At 72.9% G+C, this 18,791-nt stretch carries 18 protein-coding genes; 4 read left to right on the top strand and 14 right to left on the bottom strand.

Going from position 1 to position 18,791, the window contains the following annotated elements; all coding sequences use genetic code 11:
• Positions 1-53: 53 nt before the first annotated feature.
• The 6 genes from cobT to AB0J12_RS16460 all read right to left on the bottom strand — a co-directional run bounded on the left by cobT (position 54) and on the right by AB0J12_RS16460 (position 9,576).
• Positions 54-4,475 carry a nicotinate-nucleotide--dimethylbenzimidazole phosphoribosyltransferase gene (gene cobT / locus AB0J12_RS16485; RefSeq protein WP_363264985.1) on the bottom strand — a complete coding sequence of 1,474 codons (4,422 nt, stop codon included), beginning with the start codon at positions 4,473-4,475 and terminating at the stop codon, positions 54-56.
• Positions 4,476-4,819: 344 nt separating this feature from the next.
• On the bottom strand, positions 4,820-6,031 hold the full coding sequence (gene cbiE, locus AB0J12_RS16480) for a precorrin-6y C5,15-methyltransferase (decarboxylating) subunit CbiE (RefSeq protein WP_363264984.1): 1,212 nt from the start codon (positions 6,029-6,031) through the stop codon (positions 4,820-4,822).
• 85 nt (positions 6,032-6,116) lie between these two features.
• Complete coding sequence (locus AB0J12_RS16475; RefSeq protein WP_363264983.1) at positions 6,117-6,755, bottom strand: GNAT family N-acetyltransferase; 639 nt, start codon at positions 6,753-6,755, stop codon at positions 6,117-6,119.
• A gap of 140 nt (positions 6,756-6,895) precedes the next feature.
• Positions 6,896-7,729, bottom strand: a complete 834-nt coding sequence (locus AB0J12_RS16470) for a MetQ/NlpA family ABC transporter substrate-binding protein (RefSeq protein ID WP_363264982.1) — start codon at positions 7,727-7,729, stop codon at positions 6,896-6,898.
• A gap of 72 nt (positions 7,730-7,801) precedes the next feature.
• Entirely contained in the window at positions 7,802-8,545 is a 744-nt protein-coding gene (locus AB0J12_RS16465; RefSeq protein ID WP_363264981.1) for a methionine ABC transporter permease, read from the bottom strand.
• On the bottom strand, positions 8,542-9,576 hold the full coding sequence (locus AB0J12_RS16460) for an ATP-binding cassette domain-containing protein (RefSeq protein WP_363264980.1): 1,035 nt from the start codon (positions 9,574-9,576) through the stop codon (positions 8,542-8,544). Before AB0J12_RS16460 ends, AB0J12_RS16465 begins: the two co-directional genes overlap by 4 nt.
• Before the next feature lie 550 nt (positions 9,577-10,126).
• On the opposite strand from AB0J12_RS16460, the gene AB0J12_RS16455 reads away from it, so the two are divergent.
• The 3 genes from AB0J12_RS16455 to AB0J12_RS16445 are packed head-to-tail and all read left to right on the top strand — an operon-like array spanning position 10,127 to position 11,159.
• Positions 10,127-10,366 carry a hypothetical protein gene (locus AB0J12_RS16455; RefSeq protein WP_363264979.1) on the top strand — a complete coding sequence of 80 codons (240 nt, stop codon included), beginning with the start codon at positions 10,127-10,129 and terminating at the stop codon, positions 10,364-10,366.
• A gap of 12 nt (positions 10,367-10,378) precedes the next feature.
• Positions 10,379-10,738, top strand: a complete 360-nt coding sequence (locus tag AB0J12_RS16450) for a hypothetical protein (RefSeq protein ID WP_363264978.1) — start codon at positions 10,379-10,381, stop codon at positions 10,736-10,738.
• Between the two features lies 1 nt (position 10,739).
• Complete coding sequence (locus tag AB0J12_RS16445) at positions 10,740-11,159, top strand: hypothetical protein (protein ID WP_363264977.1); 420 nt, start codon at positions 10,740-10,742, stop codon at positions 11,157-11,159.
• Position 11,160: 1 nt separating this feature from the next.
• On the opposite strand, the gene AB0J12_RS16440 is transcribed toward AB0J12_RS16445, so the two are convergent.
• The 3 genes from AB0J12_RS16440 to AB0J12_RS16430 all read right to left on the bottom strand — a co-directional run bounded on the left by AB0J12_RS16440 (position 11,161) and on the right by AB0J12_RS16430 (position 13,476).
• On the bottom strand, positions 11,161-11,658 hold the full coding sequence (locus AB0J12_RS16440; RefSeq protein WP_363264976.1) for a GNAT family N-acetyltransferase: 498 nt from the start codon (positions 11,656-11,658) through the stop codon (positions 11,161-11,163).
• 57 nt (positions 11,659-11,715) lie between these two features.
• On the bottom strand, positions 11,716-12,228 hold the full coding sequence (locus tag AB0J12_RS16435; RefSeq protein ID WP_363264975.1) for a sigma-70 family RNA polymerase sigma factor: 513 nt from the start codon (positions 12,226-12,228) through the stop codon (positions 11,716-11,718).
• A gap of 69 nt (positions 12,229-12,297) precedes the next feature.
• Positions 12,298-13,476, bottom strand: a complete 1,179-nt coding sequence (locus AB0J12_RS16430) for a glycerophosphodiester phosphodiesterase (protein ID WP_363264974.1) — start codon at positions 13,474-13,476, stop codon at positions 12,298-12,300.
• A gap of 263 nt (positions 13,477-13,739) precedes the next feature.
• Between AB0J12_RS16430 and AB0J12_RS16425 the strand changes: the two genes are divergently transcribed.
• On the top strand, positions 13,740-14,495 hold the full coding sequence (locus AB0J12_RS16425) for a lysophospholipid acyltransferase family protein (protein WP_363265146.1): 756 nt from the start codon (positions 13,740-13,742) through the stop codon (positions 14,493-14,495).
• Positions 14,496-14,616: 121 nt separating this feature from the next.
• Here the strand turns inward: AB0J12_RS16425 and AB0J12_RS16420 are convergent, their stop codons facing one another.
• The 5 genes from AB0J12_RS16420 to AB0J12_RS16400 all read right to left on the bottom strand — a co-directional run bounded on the left by AB0J12_RS16420 (position 14,617) and on the right by AB0J12_RS16400 (position 18,727).
• Positions 14,617-16,134: an MFS transporter gene (locus tag AB0J12_RS16420; protein WP_363264973.1), complete on the bottom strand. Its 1,518-nt coding sequence runs from the start codon at positions 16,132-16,134 to the stop codon at positions 14,617-14,619.
• On the bottom strand, positions 16,131-16,697 hold the full coding sequence (locus AB0J12_RS16415) for a helix-turn-helix domain-containing protein (protein WP_363264972.1): 567 nt from the start codon (positions 16,695-16,697) through the stop codon (positions 16,131-16,133). The genes AB0J12_RS16420 and AB0J12_RS16415 overlap by 4 nt, the downstream gene beginning before the upstream one ends.
• Positions 16,698-16,777: 80 nt before the next feature.
• Complete coding sequence (locus AB0J12_RS16410) at positions 16,778-17,749, bottom strand: aldo/keto reductase (protein WP_363264971.1); 972 nt, start codon at positions 17,747-17,749, stop codon at positions 16,778-16,780.
• A gap of 157 nt (positions 17,750-17,906) precedes the next feature.
• The gene (locus tag AB0J12_RS16405) at positions 17,907-18,386 is read right to left on the bottom strand and encodes a hypothetical protein (protein ID WP_363264970.1); all 480 of its coding nucleotides are present in this window, start codon (positions 18,384-18,386) and stop codon (positions 17,907-17,909) included.
• Complete coding sequence (locus tag AB0J12_RS16400) at positions 18,383-18,727, bottom strand: hypothetical protein (protein WP_363264969.1); 345 nt, start codon at positions 18,725-18,727, stop codon at positions 18,383-18,385. Before AB0J12_RS16400 ends, AB0J12_RS16405 begins: the two co-directional genes overlap by 4 nt.
• Positions 18,728-18,791 lie beyond the last annotated feature (64 nt).

Raw genomic sequence — 18,791 nt, 5'->3', positions numbered from 1 at the left:
GACCGCACGGGTGGTCCGGCAGGTGAACGCCGGACCACCCGTCAGTGGGTCGCCTACTTCTCGGTGACGCCGGCCGAGTCGAACGTCGCCACCTCGTGCATCGCCCGGGCCGTGGACTGCACCAGCGGCAGGGCGAGCAGCGCGCCGGTGCCCTCACCGAGGCGCAGGTCGAGGTCGACCAGGGGGCGCAGGCCGAGCCTGTTGAGCGCGGCGACATGGCCGGGTTCGGCGCTGCGGTGACCGGCGATGCAGGCGGCGAGCACCTCGGGCGCGATGGCCCGGGCGACGAGGGCCGCGGCGCCCGCGCTGACACCGTCCAGGATCACCGGCGTACGCAGGGAGGCACCGCCGAGCAACAGGCCGACCATGGCCGCGTGCTCGAAGCCGCCGATCGCCGCGAGCACGCCGATCGGGTCGGCCGGATCCGGCTGGTGCACTTCCAGGGCGCGGCGGACCACCTCGGTCTTGCGGGCCAGCGTCTCGTCGTTGATGCCGGTGCCGCGGCCGGTGACCTCGGCCGGGTCGGCGCCGGTGTAGACGGAGATCAGCGCGGCGGACGCGGTGGTGTTCGCGATGCCCATCTCGCCGGTGAGCAGCGCCTTGTTGCCGGCCGCCACCAGGTCGCGGGCGGTCTCGATGCCGACCTCGATGGCCTTCTTGGCCTCTTCGCGGGTCATCGCGGGGCCGGTGGTCATGTCGGAGGTGCCGCCGCGGATCTTGCGGGGCAGCAGGCCGGGCGTGGCGGGCAGGTCGGCCACGACACCGACGTCCACCACACAGACCTCGGCGCCGACCTGGTTCGCAAAGGCGTTGCAGACCGCTCCGCCGCCCAGGAAGTTGGCCACCATCTGGGCGGTGACCTCCTGCGGCCAGGGAGTGACGCCCTGTGCGTGCACGCCGTGGTCGCCCGCGAAGATCGCGACGGCGGCGGGCTCCGGGATCGGCGGAGGGCACTGCCGGGACAGGCCGGACAGCTGCGCGGAGATGATCTCCAGCATGCCGAGCGCACCGGCCGGCTTGGTCATCCGCTTCTGCCGCTCCCAGGCCTCGCCGAGCGCCTTGGCGTCCAGCGGGCGGATCTGCGCGACCGTCTCGGCGAGCAGGTCGTGCGGCTCCTCGCCGGGCAGCGCGCGGCGGCCGTACGTCTCCTCGTGCACGACCCAGGACAGCGGGCGGCGCTTGGACCAGCCGGCCTGCATCAGCTCGGGCTCGTCCGGGAACTCGTCGACGTACCCGACGCACAGGTAGGCGATGACCTCCAGGTGCTCGGGCAGGCCGAGCGCGCGGACCATCTCCCGCTCGTCGAAGAAGCTGACCCAGCCGACGCCGAGGCCCTCCGCGCGGGCGGCGAGCCACAGGTTCTCCACGGCGAGCGCGGCGGAGTACGGCGCCATCTGCGGCTGGGTGTGGCGGCCGAGGGTGTGGCGGCCGCCGCGCGTCGGGTCGGCGGTGACGACGATGTTCACCGGGGTGTCGAGGATCGCCTCGATCTTCAGTTCCTTGAACTGCTTCGCCCGGCCCTTCGGCAGCGACTTGGCGTACGCCTCGCGCTGCCGCATCGCCAACTCGTGCATCGCGCGGCGGGTGTCCGCGGAGCGGATGACGACGAAGTCCCACGGCTGGGAGTGGCCGACCGACGGCGCGTGGTGGGCCGCCTCCAGGACGCGCAGCAGGACCTCGTGCGGGATGGGGTCGCTGCGGAAGCCGTTGCGGATGTCGCGGCGCTCGCGCATCACCTTCAGCACGGCTTCGCGCTCGGCCTCGTCATAGCCGGGTGCGGCCGGACCGGTGGACTCTGGTGCCTCTGCCACGGCGGCCTTGCTCTCTTCTTCCCGGTCGTCCCGGGCTTCCGGCTGTTCCTGGTCCACCTGCGGTGCCAGGTCTTCCTGGTCCGCGGCCCTCGTCTGCAGATCGTCCGCGTGCTGTACGACGCCGGCGTCGGCCTCGGCCTCGCGGGGGGCCGGGACCGGGGCGGCCGGGTGCGCGACCTGTTCCTCCGCGGGCAGGGTGAGGGGGTGCGGCGGGGTCGGGGCGAGGTGCGGAGTGGTCGGCACCTGACCCTCCACCGGCACGAACTGCCCGATCGGCAGCGGGGTGACGAAGCCGGAGGGGGCGGGCTGCAGGTCGGAGGGCGCGGGAAACGCAGCGGGGGCGGGCTGCGCGGCCTCCGGAGCGGTGGCCTGCGGAGCGTCGGGGACGGTCGTCTGCGGAGCCTCGGGCGCCGCGACGGCCGACGGCGGCTGCGGGGCGTCCTGCGCCTGCGGCACCTGCGGGCCCTGGAGGGGCGGGGCGGCGGGGACCGTGACGGCGGGCGGGGTGTCCGGCGGGGAGGCCGGGGCGGGCGCGGGCTGCGCCGCTTCGTCCGGGGTCGACAGGGGGACCTCCTGGGCTGCGGCGGCGGCCACCGGGGGGTGTGCGGCGGCGGACGCGTCCTGCGGGGCGGCGACCTGGGCGGTGCCCTGGTCGGCGGCCGGGGCCTCGATGAGCTGCGGGGACGCGGCGGCGCCCGGCTCGGTGGCCGGGGCGGTCGCGTCGACGGGCAGCGGGACCTCGGCGGGGGTGGGCTCGACGGGCTGGTGCGCTGCCGCGGGGGTGGGCTCCGTGGCCTGGACGGCTTCGGCCGGGATCGGCTCGGCAGCGGCGGGCTGGGGGGCCTGGTCCTCGGAAGCGGCAGGCTCAGGAGCCTGCGGGGCCTCGACAGCGGGTTCGGCTGCCCCCGGTGCGGACGCATGCGACGCCTCTGCCTGCGGAGCCGGTGCGGCGGCTGCTTCCTCGGCGGTGACGGCAGCGGGCGCCTCCGCCTGCGGTGCCGCGGCGACGGGCTGTGCCTCGGCGGGCGCGGTGGCCTCGGGCGCCTGCGCCGCCGGGACCTCGGGCGCCTCGGGCGCCTGCGCTGCGGCGGGGACCTCGGGCGTCGCGGGCGCGTCCGCCGGGATCGCGTCGGTGTTCTGCGCCTCGGGTGCGCCGGTTGCCTGGGCGGCGTCGGCCACGGACGGCTCGTCGGCCTGCGGTGCCTCGGGGGCAGCCGACTCGGGAGTCTGCGCTTCGGCGGGAAGTGCGGAAGCCTGCGGTGCCTCGGCGGCGGCCGGTTCGGGGGCCTGCGCTGCCTCGGCCGGGGCGGCGAGCGGCTGGACGGTCTCGGGCGCCACGGGCTCGGCGGGCTCGGCCACCTGGGCTGCGACCGGCTCGGCGGCAGGCGTGTCCTCGGCCGGGAGCGGCTCGGCGGCCGGCGCGGGCTCGACGACCGGAGCGGCGGACTGCGCCGGTTCCACGGCCGGAGCGGCGGACGGGGCGGCATCGGCGGGCTGGTCCGCTACGGCGACCGGCTCAGGCGTCTGCGCGGCGGCGTCCTCGCTCGGCTGGGCGCCCACGGTCTCCCCCGCCACGGCCGGTTCCGCCGCGGTCGGCTCGTCGGCGATCGGCTCGGCGGCCGTCCGCTCGGCGGCCGTCGGCTCGTCCGCCGACGCGTTCTGGGCGCCGGGGGCCTCGGCGGCCTCGGGCACGGCCACGACCGTCTGCTCCGGGGCGTCGGCCGGTGCCTGCGCGCCCGCGGCGGCGGCGCCCACGGCGCCGTCGGCAGGCGCCGCCTCGGCACCTGCCTCGGCCGCCGTGTCCTGCACCGGCGTCTCGGCAGGGACGGGCCCGGCAGCCGCCGGCGCCTCCTGCTCCGGCTCCAAGGCGTCCGGCAGTTCGGCCGGTGCAGGCACCTGCGTCGGGGCCGGCGTTTCGGTCGGCGCCTGCGCCTCGGCACCGGCGTCGGCTGCCTCGCCGTGCGCCGCCGCCTGCGTCTCCGCCTCCTGGGCCTGCGGCGGCAGCACGTGGCTGCCCGTCGCCGTGACCGCTTCCGTCGCGAGGCGGGCCACGGCGGCCTGGGCCGCGTCCACCGGGCCGGGCTGCGGGGCCGCCGCCGGAACAACCGTTTCGGCAGGGGCCGCCCCGGCGGCCGCCTGGGCCTGCGCGGGCCACGGCGCGGCCTCCGGGGACGCCGGCGCGGCGCCCTGCTGCGGGGCGTCCAGGTACTCGGGGCCGGTCGTCGACGGGGCCGCCTGCCGGACCGGCGCGTCCGCGGGGCCGCGGTCGGCAAGGGAGCGGACCGGGCTGGCGGAGGTGTCCGGGATCGGCGGGCCGAGGTGCAACGGCCGGCGGGGCGTGATCGGCGGGATGGGTCGGGTGGGCGCCGTACGCTGCGGCGCCGGGCCCGGGAGCCGTACCCCGTTCAGATCGACGGAGCCGCTGTCGCGGCCGGACAGCTCGTGCGGGCCCGGCTCGTGCACGGCCTCGACGACCGGCTCGGGCGCGGGCGGCGCCACCTCGTTGCCCCAGGCCCCGTGGGAGCCCGGCAGCAGCAGGTCTTCGTCCTCGGCGGGACTCTCGGAGAGGTAGGCGTACGCACCGGGCGCGGAGACGCCCGGCTGCTCCACCGTGCCTGCGTTCTCCGGCAGCCCCTCGCCCGGGACCTGGCCGGTGTCGGTCATGCGTACCCCTCGCCCATCGGTTAGTGCCTCTACGACCAGTTCACCCGGAACGGCGCACCGACCGCCCCGCAGTGAAGAACGAGCGGGCGTGCCCAGCGGCACGAACGACCGCCCGGAAAAGGCGACAAAGCCATTCAGTGGCATTGTCCCGGCCGTTGCGCCGTCGCGACAGCGTGATCCGCGACAGCCCGCTGTGGACTGCGCCACGTTGCGCATCCACGCGTTCTGCCGTACCACACCCGCCCCGAAACGGACCGGTTTTTACGGACATTGACCGGCGGAGCGCCGGACGACCGGTTGCGGTACGACGATCGGCCAGCCTACCCCGCGATACGACAAGCCGATCACGGGGTTCGGTCCGCGAGCACCCCGGTGAGCAGGAACGCCACGCTCCGCTCGGTCTCGGTCCAGGCGCGGGTGTCGAGCTCGACGGACTGCAGCAGGGCGCACTGGACGTGGTAGCCGTGCTCGGTCAGGTCGCGGCCGATGAGTTCGGCGGCGTCCCGGGTTCCGGCGTGGGTCACGATGCGCTGCGGGCGCCGGTCGGCGACGGCCGAGACGACGGCCGCTCCCCCGCCGCCGACCCGTACGACGTCGGGTTCGGGCAGGTCCTCCAGGACCTGCGGGGCGGTGCCGTGGACGACCTGCAGCTGGACGCCGTGGCGGCGCGCGGCGGCGTCGGTGCGGGCGCAGGCGTCCAGGTCCCGGTCGACGGCGAGGACGGCGGCGCCGGCGCGTGCGGCTTCGGTGGCGAAGGCGCCGGAGCCGCAGCCGATGTCCCACACGAGGTCGCCGACGCGGGGTCCGAGGCGGGCGAGTTGCGCGGCGCGCAGCTGTTCCGTCTCGCCCTCGCCGAGGTCGCCGTCGTAGGCGTCGGCGGGCAGGGTCCAGCCGCGCGGGGTGGTGGCCGGGTCGCGGCCGGCGATCCAGCCGCCGTCCTCCGCGGCGCCGGCCCGGCCGCCGATGACGATGACGACGTTCGGGTCGCGCCAGCTGTGGTCGGCGGCTTTGTCGGAGGTGACGACGGAGACCTGTTCGCGGTCGGTGCCGAGTTCCTCGCAGATGACGAAGGTGCGGTGGACGCCGTCCAGGAGCAGCCCCAGCTCGGCGGGGCCGGCGCCGGGGGCGGTGAGGACGGCGACCTTGGTGTGGGCGCGGCACACGTTGACCGCGCGGCGCAGGGTGCGCGGGTGGGCGACGACCACCAGGGCGTCGTCCCAGGGCATGGCGGCGCGGGCGAAAGCGGCGGCGACGGAGGAGACCGCGGGGACGACCTCGACTTCGAGGCCGAACTCGGGGGCGCGCAGGGTGCGCACGACGCCGAAGAAGCCGGGGTCGCCGTCGGCGAGGACGACGGCGGTGCCGCGGTGGGCGGCGATGCGGCGGGCGGCGAGGGCGACGCTGCCCAGGCGGATGCGCTCGGCGCCGGGCGGCACCTCGGGCAGTGCCAGGTGGTGGGCGGCACCGGCCACCAGCGTGGCGGCGCCGAGGGCGGCGCGTGCCGCCTCGGTCAGCGGCGAGCCGTCCCAGCCGATCACCGTGACCCGGTCGGCCATCGTCGTCAGTCTCCAGGTTTGCGCAGGTCGTCAGGGGTGCTGGGCCCGGGGGCGGCTTCGAGCGTACCTGGTGGGGTGCCGCGACTCAGTTCCAGTCGGAGTACGGCGCGAACCCACCGGTGTCGGCGAGCTGCTCGTCGGCGCCCTCGAGGTCCTCCGGGAGCAGGCTCCACACGATGAAGTCGGTACGCACGTCGGTCCACGTACCGTCCTCGGTGCGGACGTGGACTATGCAGGCGTTGCGCAGCACGCCCTCGCTGATGCAGCCGATCTTCTGGGCGACCTGCTGGGAGGCGGTGTTGTCGGCGGCGGTGCGCAGCTCGATGCGTTCGAACTTCTGGTCGTTGAAGAGCCACTGGGACGTGGCGAGCGCGGCCTCGGAGGCGTAGCCCTCGCCGCGGGCCCAGGGGGCGACGATGTACGACAGTTCGGTGGACCGGATGTGCCAGTCGGTCCTGGTGAGCTGGACGACGCCGACCAGGCGCTGGGTGAGGAACTCGGTGACGGCGAGGTCCAGGCCGCGTCCCGTGGTGCGCTCGGTGCGGGCGTACTCGGTGATCCACTGCCGGGCGGCGTCCTCGGTGAACGGCCGGGGCACGTCGGTCCAGGCGGCGACCTGCTCGTCGTTCATCATCTCGGTCAGTGCGGGCACATCGTCCTCGTCGAGGGGACGCAGCACCAACCGCTCCGTGCTGATGGAGATGTTGGGGAAGGTGCTAGTCATGCGCCGCTCCGTAACCTTCGGGAGATTCTTGAGAGACCGTCAGGCCTGCTGAACTGCCCAGCATGCAGCATGTAACCACTGAACCGCACAACGGGGTCCACCCCCCGTGAGGAGTGGACCCCGTTGGCGCACGTGCCGGCTCAGAACGCCGGGACGACGGCGCCCTGGTACTTGTCCTCGATGAACTTCTTCACCTCGGGCGAGGTGAGGAGCCCAGCGAGCTTCTTGACGCGCGGGTCGCTCTCGTCGCCCTTCTTCACGGCGAGGAAGTTGGCGTACGGGTTGTTCTGGGCCTTCTCCGCGACGAGGGCGTCCTTGGCGGGGCTGAGCTTCGCCTCCAGCGCGTAGTTGCCGTTGATCACGGCGGCGTCCACGTCACCGAGGGAGCGCGGCAGCTGGGCCGCCTCCAGCTCCTTGAACTTCAGGTTCTTGGGGTTGGACGTGACGTCCTTGGGGGTCGCGGAGTACCCGGCACCGGCCTTGAGCTTGATGACCCCGTTGTCCTCGAGGAGCTTGAGCGCGCGGGCCTCGTTGGTGGTGTCGTTGGGCAGCGCGACGGTGGCGCCGGCCTTGAGGTCGTCGAGCTTCTTCAGGCTCTTGGAGTAGACGCCGAGCGGTTCCAGGTGCACCGTGCCGCCGGGCACCGGGACGATGTCGGTGCCGTTCTTCTTGTTGAAGTCGTCGAGGTACGGCTTGTGCTGGAAGTAGTTGGCGTCGACCTCGCCCTGCTGGACGGCCGTGTTCGGAGTCACGTAGTCGGTGAACTCCTTGACCTCGAGCTTGAGGCCGGCCTTCTGCGCCAGGTGGTCCTTGATATAGGTGAGGATCTCGCCCTGCGGGGTGGGCGTGGCGGCGACCGTCAGCGTGGCGCCCGGGTCCTTGGCGGAGTCCTTGTCCGAGCCGCACGCGGACAGGCCCAGGGTGAGGGCTGCGGCGGCGAGGACGGCGGTGGTGATCTTGGCGGTGTTACGCACGAAAAGTGCCTTTCCTTATGGGTGGTGCGACCCCGTCATGAGGTGGACGGGGAGTTCGGGGGTGCGTGCCGGTCAGCCCTTGCGGACGGCGTCGGCGGCGACCGTGCCGCCGAAGACGCCCCGCATGGGCCGGAACAGCAGCAGGCCGCCGGTCTTGCCGGTGCGGCGGTGCAGGGTGCGGGCGGCGTAGTCGCCGACGAACTGCAGCAGGGAGATGACGACGGCCAGGATGGCCACCGTGATCCACATCAGTCCGGTCTCGAAGCGCTGGTAGCCGTAGCGGATGGCGATGTCGCCGAGGCCGCCCGCGCCGACGGTGCCGGCCATGGCCGAGTAGCCGATGAGGGCGATGATCGTGGTGGTGGTGCCCGAGATCAGGGAGGGGAGCGACTCGGGGACGAGGACGCTGCGGACGACCTTCCAGGTGCTGCCGCCCATGGCCTGCACCGCCTCCACGAGACCGCCGTCCACTTCGCGGACGGATGTCTCGACGAGCCGCGCGAAGAACGGGATCGCGCCGATCGCGAGCGGCACGATCGCGGCGTCGCGGCCGATGGTGGTGCCGGTGACCCAGCGGGTGAAGCCCATCAGCGCGACCATCAGGATGATGAACGGCATCGAGCGGGCGATGTTCACGATCTGCCCGATGACCTTGTTCGCGACGACGTTCTGCAGTAGCCCGCCGCGGTCCGTGAGCACGAGCAGGATGCCGAGCGGCAGGCCGCCGACGACGGCGATGAGGGTGGACCAGCCCACCATGTAGAGGGTGTCCCAACACGCCTGCGACAGCAGGGGCTGCATCTCGGACCAGGTCACTTGGCACCTTCCTTCACCAGCACGGGCTCCTGGCCCAGGACGTCGATCTGGAGTCCCTGCTCGCGCAGGAAGCCGATGGGCACGACGTTGTCCTCGTAGCGCCCGGGCAGTTCGATGCGCATGCGGCCGATCTGCAGTCCGCCGACGGTGTCGATGGCGGCGCCGAGGATCGAGATGTCGATGTTGTAGGTGCGCGCGAGCTGGGAGATGACGGGCTGGGTGGCGGCCTCGCCGTGGAAGGTGACGTCGAGGACGGTGCGGTCGTCCCCGGAGGCGTCGCCGCCGACCGGGAACAGCGCGGTGGCGAGCTTGCTGCCGGGGGTGGCGAGCAGTTCGCTGACCGTGCCGGACTCGACGATGCGGCCCTTCTCCATGAGCGCGGCGGAGTCGCAGACCGTCTTCACGACGTCCATCTCGTGGGTGATGAGCAGGACGGTGAGACCGAGTTCGCGGTTGAGGTCGCGCAGCAGGGTCAGGATGGAGCGGGTGGTCTCCGGGTCCAGGGCGCTGGTGGCCTCGTCGGACAGCAGCACCGTGGGGTCGCCGGCCAGGGCGCGGGCGATGCCGACGCGCTGCTTCTGGCCGCCGGAGAGCTGGGCGGGGTAGGCGCCCGCCTTGTCGGCGAGGCCGACGAGGTCGAGGAGTTCCAGCGCCTTGCGGGAGCGGTCCTTGCCGGAGCGGCCGAGGATCTCCAGGGGGAGCTCGACGTTGTCCTGCACGGTCCGCGAGGACAGCAGGTTGAAGTGCTGGAAGACCATGCCGATCCGGCTGCGCGCCTGCCGCAGCTCACGGCCGGCGCGCGGACCGCGCCCGGCCAGGGCGGTGAGGTCCTGGCCGTCGACGGTCACGGTGCCGGAGGTGGGGCGCTCCAGCAGGTTGACGCAGCGGATGAGGGAGGATTTGCCGGCGCCGGACTGGCCGATGACGCCGTAGACCTCGCCTTCGCGGACGTGCAGGTCGACGCCGGCCAGGGCGGTGACCTCGCGGCCGCGTGAGCGGTAGACCTTGGTGAGGCCCTGTGTGGTGATCACGTGGGGTTTCCGTCGCTGTCGAGTGCGCGGCACGTCGTGGGCGCCGGGCACGGGGCATGAAGAATCGAAGGCAGCCGGGACGCGGCATGTTCTTCGGCGCGGGGTGCGGCCGTGGGGGGTGGGAACGTGCGCGCGGGGGCGGGGCTCGGTCGCGCAGGGCGGAACACGAGCGGGCACTCGCTTCGGGGCGCGAGGCTCGGGTGGTGCGGGGGCCCTCTAGCAGGCGCACATTCGGCGCGTACGACACATACAACGAGCACCGGGCGTCATGGTCGCCTCGGTCGCAGGGGTGCGGTCGCTCGTCGTGGTCATGCGATCAGTAAACCAGACCTACGGTGCTGACCGGTCACCGCTGTCCGGATAGTGGACAGCGGTGGGACGGCGCCGGACGCGACGCACACCCGTACGCCGATCGCGACACCCTCGCCGGTGACCAGTGCGGACGGGGCCGACGGGTCGCCCACGACCAGGCCGGCGCACCGCCCATGGCCGCGTCGGGCTGTGGCCAACGCCACGGCGGCCCTGCCGGGGGTGCTGTGTCGGCGCGGACGTGGGCCCTGGGGAGGAGGCCGGCGGCGCCCGGGCGGGCTGCTTCGGGCCGGACGACTGCTACGGCGTCGCCTGGTTACTGCTGCATCTGATCGAGACGGGCCCGAACCCCGTACTCACCGAACCGCCGGACGCCCATGCCGGGCCGTGGCGGCGCCGGCTGTGGCGGCGGGGCGCGAACGCCGGGCTCGTCATGGCCGAGGAGGCCGGGGGCGGGGACGGTGGGGCGATTCGGTCGTAATAAAGTCGCTGCATGCTAGATGTCCTGACGCTGGTGACCGGGGTCGCCGCGCTGTTGCTGGCCGCCTGGTGCGGCTGGGCGGCCTACCGAGACCAGCCGACCAAGGACTGGCACTTCATCGGCATGGCCGTGGTCTCGCTGCTGGCGGTGGTCCAGCTGGTGGTCGGGATCGTGCAGCTGGCGCGGGGCGAGAAGCCGGAGCAGGGCACGGCGATCTTCGTGGCGTATCTGCTGGGCGCCTTCGCGTGTGTCCCGGCGGCCGGCTTCATGTCGCTGGCCGAACGCACCCGGTGGGGTTCGGTGACCGTCGCCGCGGGCGGCGTGGTGCTCGCCGTGCTGGAAGTACGGCTCTACGACATCTGGGGAGGCTGAGATGACGGCGGTGCAGGAGAAGCCGGCCCGGCTGATCAGCGGGCCCGGCATGCTGCTGGTGTGGCTGTACGGCGTGATGGTGGTCGGCGCGGTGTCGCGGTCCGTGTACCAGATCGCGACCGAGTTCGACCGGGCGCCGCTGGCCTACTCGCTGTCGGCGGTGGCCGGAGTCGTCTACGGCTTCATCACGTACTCCCTGGTGCGCGGCGGTGAGACCGCTCGCCGCGCCGCCCTGTGGTGCTGCGCCGCCGAACTCGCGGGCGTGCTGACCGTCGGCACCTGGACCCTGGTGCAGCCGTCGGCGTTCCCCGACGCGACCGTGTGGTCCGACTACGGCATGGGGTACCTCTTCATCCCGGTGCTGCTGCCGCTCTCGGCGATCTACTGGCTGCGCACATCACGGCGGCAGCAGCAGCCCTGAGTCACGCCGTCTGCAGGTACACCCCGGCCGGCTTCTCCAGGACGATCATCCGGACGCCGTCCGTGCCCTCGGCGGTGCCGACCGCCTGGTAGCCGACCTTGCGGTACAGCCGCAGGTTGCCCTCGCTGCGGTGGCCGGTGTGCAGGCGGAACCGTGTGACCCCGTGCTCCTCGGCGAGCGCCGTCTCGGCCGTGCGCAGCAGCCGGGCGCCGATGCCGTGGCCCTGCAGTCGCGGGTGGACGCACAGCTTGCCGATGGCCGCGGAGCCGTCCTCGGTGACACGGCCGCGCACCGAGCCGACCACCTCGTCGCCGAGCCGCGCCACATGGACGCAGTCCCGGGCGACCTCCTCGCGCACCGAGTCCAGGGTCTGGACGAGCGGGTCGATGCGGTAGTTGCCGTACAGCGCGGCTTCGCTCTGGAAGCACAGGTACTGCAGCCTGAAAATCTGCTCGGCATCCTGCTCGGTCGCCGCAGAGATGGTCACGCTCATGCCCATGTGCGCACGCCTCCCGCTCACCTGATCATCTGTCGTCCCCCACTCCTATCCCCGCGGTCAGCGCGCCGCAACCTCCCCTACGAGCAAACGACGCAGACATCCCAGACATCTGGAGCGTTCCGGGCCGAGACTGCCCTGTGAGATACCCAACTCCCCCGCGATCTCCCGGTATGTCGGGTCCCGCGGCGACAGCAGCGCCTCCAGCAGCCCCGGGCAGCGGCCCGGCAGCCGGCGCACCGCGGCCCGAAGCGCCCGCCCCCGCGCGGCGGCCAGCACGAGCGCTTCCGGCCCGGGCTCCTTGCCGGCCGGATCACCGTCGTAGCGCTGCTCCCACCGCCGTGTGCGACGGGTGCGGCGGGCCTCGGCGCGGACGGCCCGGCGCAGCCAGCCGTGCGGATCGGGCGGCGGGTCGGCGGCGGCGAGGCGTTCGAGCAGCCGCAGCCAGACCTCCTGTTCCAGGTCCGCGGCCTCGCCCCCGCAGGCGTGCGCCTCGGCCCGGGCCTCGGCGGCGAGCAGCGGGCGCAGGATGGCGAGCAGGTCGTGTGCCCTGTGCGGCACGTCGTGCGTCATGTCCGCAACGACGCGGCGGCCCGGGCGGTGGGTTGCCCGGGCGGCCGTGAGCTCACTCCAACGAGTCGGTCAGCCGTTGACGAAGGCCTCGCGGGCCAGCAGTCCGGTGTCCGGGTTGTCGGTGAAGACGCCGTCGATGCCGGTGGCGAAGTACGTCCGGAAGGCGCCGAACGCGTCGCCGTAACCGTCGGCGTCGGTCCCCTTGCGGAAGCCGGCCGGCAGGAAGAGGTTCTCGTTGCGCATGGTGTAGGGGTGCAGGACCAGCCCCACCTTGTGCGCGTCGGCGACCAGCGTGGTCGGCCGGGTGAGGTTGCCGCTCGCGTCCTTGGGGATGACCAGGTCCAGCGTGGGCCCGATGCCCTGCGCGTAGCCGGCGATCTCGCGCAGGCCCTTGGGGGTGATGAGGTCGGCGACCGTACGCGGGTCACCGGACTCGACGAAGTCGTACGGACGGCTGCTCGCGGACGACAGCAGCACGACCAGCGGGTTGTCGACGAGCTTGTTCAGCCGCTGGATGCTGGTGGGTTCGAAGGACTGCAGGATGACCGGCGAGGTGCGCTTGTCCTTGCCGTGCTTGTGCAGCAGCTTGGCCACCCGCTCCTCCAGGCCGAGGCCCAGCTTGCGGAAGTAGGTGGGGTGCTTGGTCTCGGGGTAGATCCACACCTGCTTGCCGCGCTTGCGGGTCTGCTCGTCCTGCCACTTCAGGACCTCTTCGAAGGTGGGGATCTCCCAGCGGCCGTCGTAGAGCGTGTTGTGCGGCCGGTTGGCGGGGATGCGCTCGATCGCGCGCAGGGTCTTCAGCTCGGCGAGGGTGAAGTCCTCGGTGAACCAGCCCGTGGTGGGCACGCCGTCGAGGGTCTTGGTGGTCCTGCGGTCGGCGAACTCGGGATGGTCGGCGACGTCCGTGGTGCCGCCGATCTCCGGCTCGTGCCGGCACACCAGATGGCCGTCCTTGGTGGGCACGAGGTCGCCGGCCTCGACGATGTCGGCACCCAGGTCGAGAGCCAGTTGGTAGGAGCCGAAGGTGTGCTCCGGCCGGTAACCGCTGGCGCCGCGGTGGCCGATGACCGTCGGCACGGGCAGGCTCTTCAGGCCCCCGCCGTGCCGCGCGGCACCGTCGGCTGCCCGCGCCGTGCCGGTGAGCCCCAGCACGGAGGCGCCGGCGCCGAGCACCGCCGCGCCGAGCAGCGCGCGCCGTCCGGTCCCCCCGCTCGTGCCCTCGGTCTCCCGCGACTGCTGTGTGCCCATCTGCGGCCTCCTGCCCCTCGGTTGTCCGTGCGCGGCGATCGTAGGGGCGTGCACATGACGAAGGGGAGGCCTCGGCCGGAACACGCGGATGACTGCGGATGTCGTATTCCGTCTGGTCCCCCGCCTGGTGACCCGCCGTAGGGGTACTCGTGCGGTGTCCGGGTGAGCCGTCGGTCACATCTCGCCCGCGCGTCACATGCCGTCCACACGGCGGCACCGCAGGTGAACGGGCGTCAACAGTGCGTAAGACCTGGGTGAACCCGATGTGCGCCGGCCCCCTGGCCGCGAGTATCGTCCTCACCTGCACAGACTCCATACCGACTCCCTTGACACCGGAGGGCCCGTTGTCCCGCTTCGCGATCATCAAGGCAGTGCTCGGACCGGTCATGCGCCTGATGTTCCGTTTCCGGGTCGAGGGCGCCGAGCACATCCCGGGCGACGGCCCGGTGATCCTGGCCGGCAACCACCTCACCTTCATCGACTCGATGATCCTGCCGGTCGTCTGCGACCGTCAGGTGTTCTTCATCGGCAAGGACGAGTACGTCACCGGCAAGGGGTTCAAGGGCCGGCTGATGGCCTGGTTCTTCACCGGCGTCGGCATGATCCCGGTCGACCGCGACGGCGGCCGCGGCGGTGTCGCGGCGCTCATGACCGGCCGCCGGGTGCTGGAGGAGGGCAAGGTCTTCGGCATCTACCCCGAGGGCACCCGCTCGCCCGACGGGCGGCTGTACCGGGGGCGCACCGGTATCGCGCGGCTGACGCTGATGACCGGTGCGCCGGTGGTGCCGTTCGCCATGATCGGCACGGACAAGGTCCAGCCGGGCGGGTCGGGGATGCCGCGGCCGGGGCAGGTGACCGTGCGGTTCGGTGAGCCGATGGAGTTCTCCCGGTACGAGGGGATGGACCGGGACCGGTACGTGCTGCGCGCCGTGACGGACTCCGTGATGGCCGAGGTGATGCGGCTGTCGGGGCAGGAGTACGTGGACATGTACGCGAGCAAGGCGAAGGAAGCGGCGTAGTTTTTCGGCGGGGCGCCTACCCGCCGGGTCGGTTTCTGCCGGCCCGGCGGGTGCGGCGTCGTCGTGGCTGGTCGCGGCGCGGCGGAGCCGCATACCGGATGCAGCCCCGCGCCCCTGAAGGTCAGGTTCCCAGCCGTTGGTCCCGGAGCAGCAGCCATGCCACGGCCGACGCCGTCAGCAGGACGGCTGCTCCTACTCCCGACGCCATGCTGAGACCGTTGACGAAGGCTTCCCTGGCCGAATCCAGCAACGCCTCCGCCTTGTCCGCCGGCAGGCCCTGGGCCGCCTCCATCGCGCCGCCGAGTGATTCGTGGGCTGCGGCCGGGGTGCCCGCCGGGGACGGGAAGCCTCGGTAGACGCCCGTGACGATCGAGCCGAGGACGGCGATGCCGAGGGCGGCGCCGAGTTCGTACGCCGTCTCGGAGACCGCCGAGGCCGCGCCCGCCTGGTCCTTGGGGACGCTCGAGAGGATCACGTCGGCGGTCACCGTGAACGAGAAGCCCGCGCCGATGCCGACGACCAGCAGCACGGTGCCGAGGACCGGGTAACCCGTCGACCGGCCCAGAAGGGTCAGCGCGGCCAGTGCGAGGCCGACCGCGGCGAGACCGCCGGAGACCACCGTACGGACCGAGAAGCGGCGCGCCGCGCGGCCGGCGATCAGACCGGCCGCCACCGCGCCGACGGCGGCCGGGGCTTCGGCCAGGCCCGCCTCGAACGGGCGCCTGCCCTGCACCAACTGCAGGTACTGGGACAGGAAGAACACCAGCCCCGACATGCCGAGGACGGTCAGCAGGTCGGCCAGCACGGCGCCACTGAAGCCGCGGCTGCGGAACAGCCGCATGTCGAGCAGCGGGGCGGGCATGGTCAGCTGGCGGTGGACGAAGCCGTACAGGGCCGCCGCGCCCAGCAGACCCACGGCGAGGACCGGCCAGGTGAATCCATGTGAGGCGACTTCCTTGACCGCGTAGACGACGCCGATCATGCCGAGCAGTGACAGCAGGACACTGCGCAGGTCCCAGGGGCCCGGGTTCGGGTTGCGGGACTCCGGCAGCATCTTGACGCCGACCAGCACCAGCACCGCCATCACCGGCAGGTTGATGAGGAAGACCGAGCCCCACCAGAAGTGCTCCAGCAGGAAGCCGCCCGTGATCGGGCCGACGGCGGTGCCGGCGGACGCGGTGGCGCCCCAGATGCCGATGGCGAGGCTGCGCTCGCGCGAGTCGTGGAAGATGTTGCGGATCAGGGCGAGAGTGGCCGGCATCAGGGTGGCGCCCGCGACGCCGAGCAGCGCCCGGGCCAGGATCATCAGCTCGGGTGTGCCGGCGTAGGCGTTGAGCACGGAGACGGCACCGAACGCGGTGGCGCCGACCAGCAGGATCCGCTTGCGGCCGATGCGGTCGCCGAGACTGCCCATGGAGACCAGCAGTCCGGCGATGACGAAGGAGTAGACGTCGCCGATCCACAGCAGCTGGGTGCCGGACGGGTTCAGGTCTTCGCTGATGTAGGGGGTCGCGAGGCCGAGGACGGTGGCGTCGACGGCCACCAGCAGCACGGCCAGGACGAGGACGGACAGCGCGAGCCAGCGGCCCGGGCGCTTCACCGCCTCCGTCGTGCCGGCCGGCTGCAGGGTGCTGGTCATGATTCCTCTCTTCTGATCGGGTCGTTGCGTCGTGCGCCGCCGAGCAGCAGCTCGACGATCATGTAGGTGAAGTCGTTGGGGGCCACCCGGCCCTCGGTCACCGCCCAGGCGCCGGAGGCGAGCAGGCCGAACAGCGCCTCGGTGAGCCAGACCGGGGTGAGGTCGATACGGAACTCGCCGCTCTCCTGGCCGCGCCGGAACAGGGCCGTCATGCGCTCGTCGATGCGGGCCCAGCCGGCGTGCTGCTGCTCGCCCTCGAAGAGCTGGTTCTCCGTGTAGAGGAAGGCGAGCAGGCCGGCGACGGGTTCGATCTTCCGCACGAGCCGGTGGACGGCGTCCGCCGCCGGGCCGTCGTCGAGCCGGGCCGCGTCCAGGGCCGCCTCGCACTCGGCGATGCCGAGTGCCTCCAGCGCCCGGACGAGCGCGTCCCTTCCGGCGAACTGCCGGTGCAGGGTGGCCCGGCTGATCCCGGCAGCCCTGGCGACCTCGTCCATGGTCGCGGTGGATTTCCGGGTCAGCAGGGCGGCGGCGCTGCGCAGCACCTGGTCACGATCGACAGCCATGAGACAAGACTAGCCCATGTGAGACATTCGTGTCTCACGATGGGCGCGCGGGAGTCAGTGACGGGCCCTCGCGGTCCGGCTCAGTGCCAGGGCAGCCCGCCGCGCCGCTCCCAGTAGGCGTGGGGGTCCTCGGCCAGGGCGGCGAGCCGGGCGAGCTGCTCCTCGTCCAGGTCGACGACGGCCGCGTGCAGGTTGGACGAGAGCTGCTCGGTGGTCGCCGCGCCGGAGAGGACGACTCCGGCCCACGGCTGACGCAGCACGAACGCCAGGGCGACGGCGTCGCAGCCGAGGGCGGTGGACGCGGCCACGGCGCGCAGGGCGTCCGGGGCCTGCGGGCCGGCCAGGCGCCCGTTGGCCATGCCCTCCTTGACGATCACCGTGAGCCCGGCGGCGTGTGCCTCGGCGAGGGCGGGCCCGGCGGAGGTCTCCAGCAGGTTGAAGGTGGACTGGACGGTCCGGAAGAGGGGCTCCCCGTCGACGGTCACGGCGAGCGCGGCCCGGACGGCGTCCGCCTGGGCCGGGCCGCTGGTGGAGAACCCGATGGTGACGCCCTGCGCGGCGGCCTCGGCGAGGCGGGCATGCAGGGCGGTGTCGGTGAGGGCGGGGCTGTCCGGGGTGACGGAGTGGATCTGGTAGAGGTCGAGCCGGTCGCCGAGAAGGGCGTCGGTCTCGGCGCGCTGGCGCTCGTAGGCGGCGAGGCTGTGGTCCTTGACCTCGTGCTGTACGGCGTCGGTGGACCAGTCGGCGGTGTAGGTGTAGCCCCATTTGCTGCCGACGACGACGTCCTGGATTCCGGGGCGGGCGTTCAGCCAGTCGGCGAGGAACTCCTCGGAGCGGCCGTAGGAGCGGGCCGCGTCGATGTAGCGCACGCCCTGCGCGTAGGCGGCGTCGAGGAGTTCGTGGGTGCGCTCGCGCAGGGCGTCGACACTGCGGTCGTCCGGCAGGTCCCGGTCCCGTCCGAGATTGATGTACCCGGGCCGGCCCACGGCGGCGAGCCCCAGCCCGATGTGGCAGGTGGGCGTGGTGACGGTCGCGAGACGGGCGAAGGGCATCGGGTACTCCGTTCCGGATCTGCTCCTTGGCTGCCGCGGACCAACGTAACCCGTGCGGGCCGCGACGGCTCGGACGCGAGGGCCGTGGAAGGGCACACGGCGGCCGAACGAACGGGACGGGACCGCCGGCCAAGGGGACGCGGCGGTGCGGCGCCGCTCACCGGCCCGGCGCCCACCAGGTCAGCACCGTACCGGCGAACAGCAGTACCAGCGCCCAGGCCACGAGGCGGCGGGCGAACGTGATCCGGCGGGTGATCCGCTTCGCCATGGCCACCTCGTACAGGTCGATCGACCCGTGGACGCGGTGGATGTCGTCCAGCGAGCGCACCTCAGGGCCGGCTCCCGCCTGTGCGGCCAGGGCCTGCCAGAGACCGGCCACGGCCAGCGCCAGGCCACCACCGACCAGGGCGGTGACGGCGGCCTTCCAGGCGGTCGGCAGATCGGTGGTGCTGCTGCGGCCCTTGACCACGACGGCCGTGCCGACCAGGGTGATGAAGGCGGCCAGTCCGTTGCGCCACGCCTCGGCGCTGGCCCGCGCGTCCGGCAGGGAGCGGCGGACCATGCGCTGGAAGCGGTCCCGTTCGGCGAGGTCCACCGGGCTGGGCGGCCGGCGCGGCGGCTGGGCCTGGAACGTCACAGGCGCTTCAGTTCGATCCGGAAGCTCACACCGCAGCCGGTCGCGCCCTCGGGCGCCCCTTCGTGCGGGGTGCCGCACCCGCAGGTCACATCCAGCAGGATCAGGTCCGACGGCTCACCCTCCCCATTGCGGCTGACCCCGGCCAGGCCGGTCAGGGCGTCGAGGGAGCGCCGGTCGACGAAGTGATGGTCGCAGCGCGGACACGGGCCGGACACGACGGCCCCCGACACGCCGTCCGCGGTGTGCTCGGTGACGGTGAGCCGCCCCTGCTCGTAGAGCGCGAACGCGCGTTCCGTCCAGTTGAAATCAGTGGTCGGCAGGTAAGCAGACGATCCCGGCATGCCCTCGACTTTAGCGAAAAACCGCTACGTTATGGGCAGTTGAGCAAGAACTGCGAGGGGGGCT

Source organism: Streptomyces sp. NPDC049915 (genome assembly GCF_040656475.1).
GTDB lineage: Bacteria > Actinomycetota > Actinomycetes > Streptomycetales > Streptomycetaceae > Streptomyces.
This window is presented reverse-complemented; position numbering and strand designations above follow the sequence as displayed.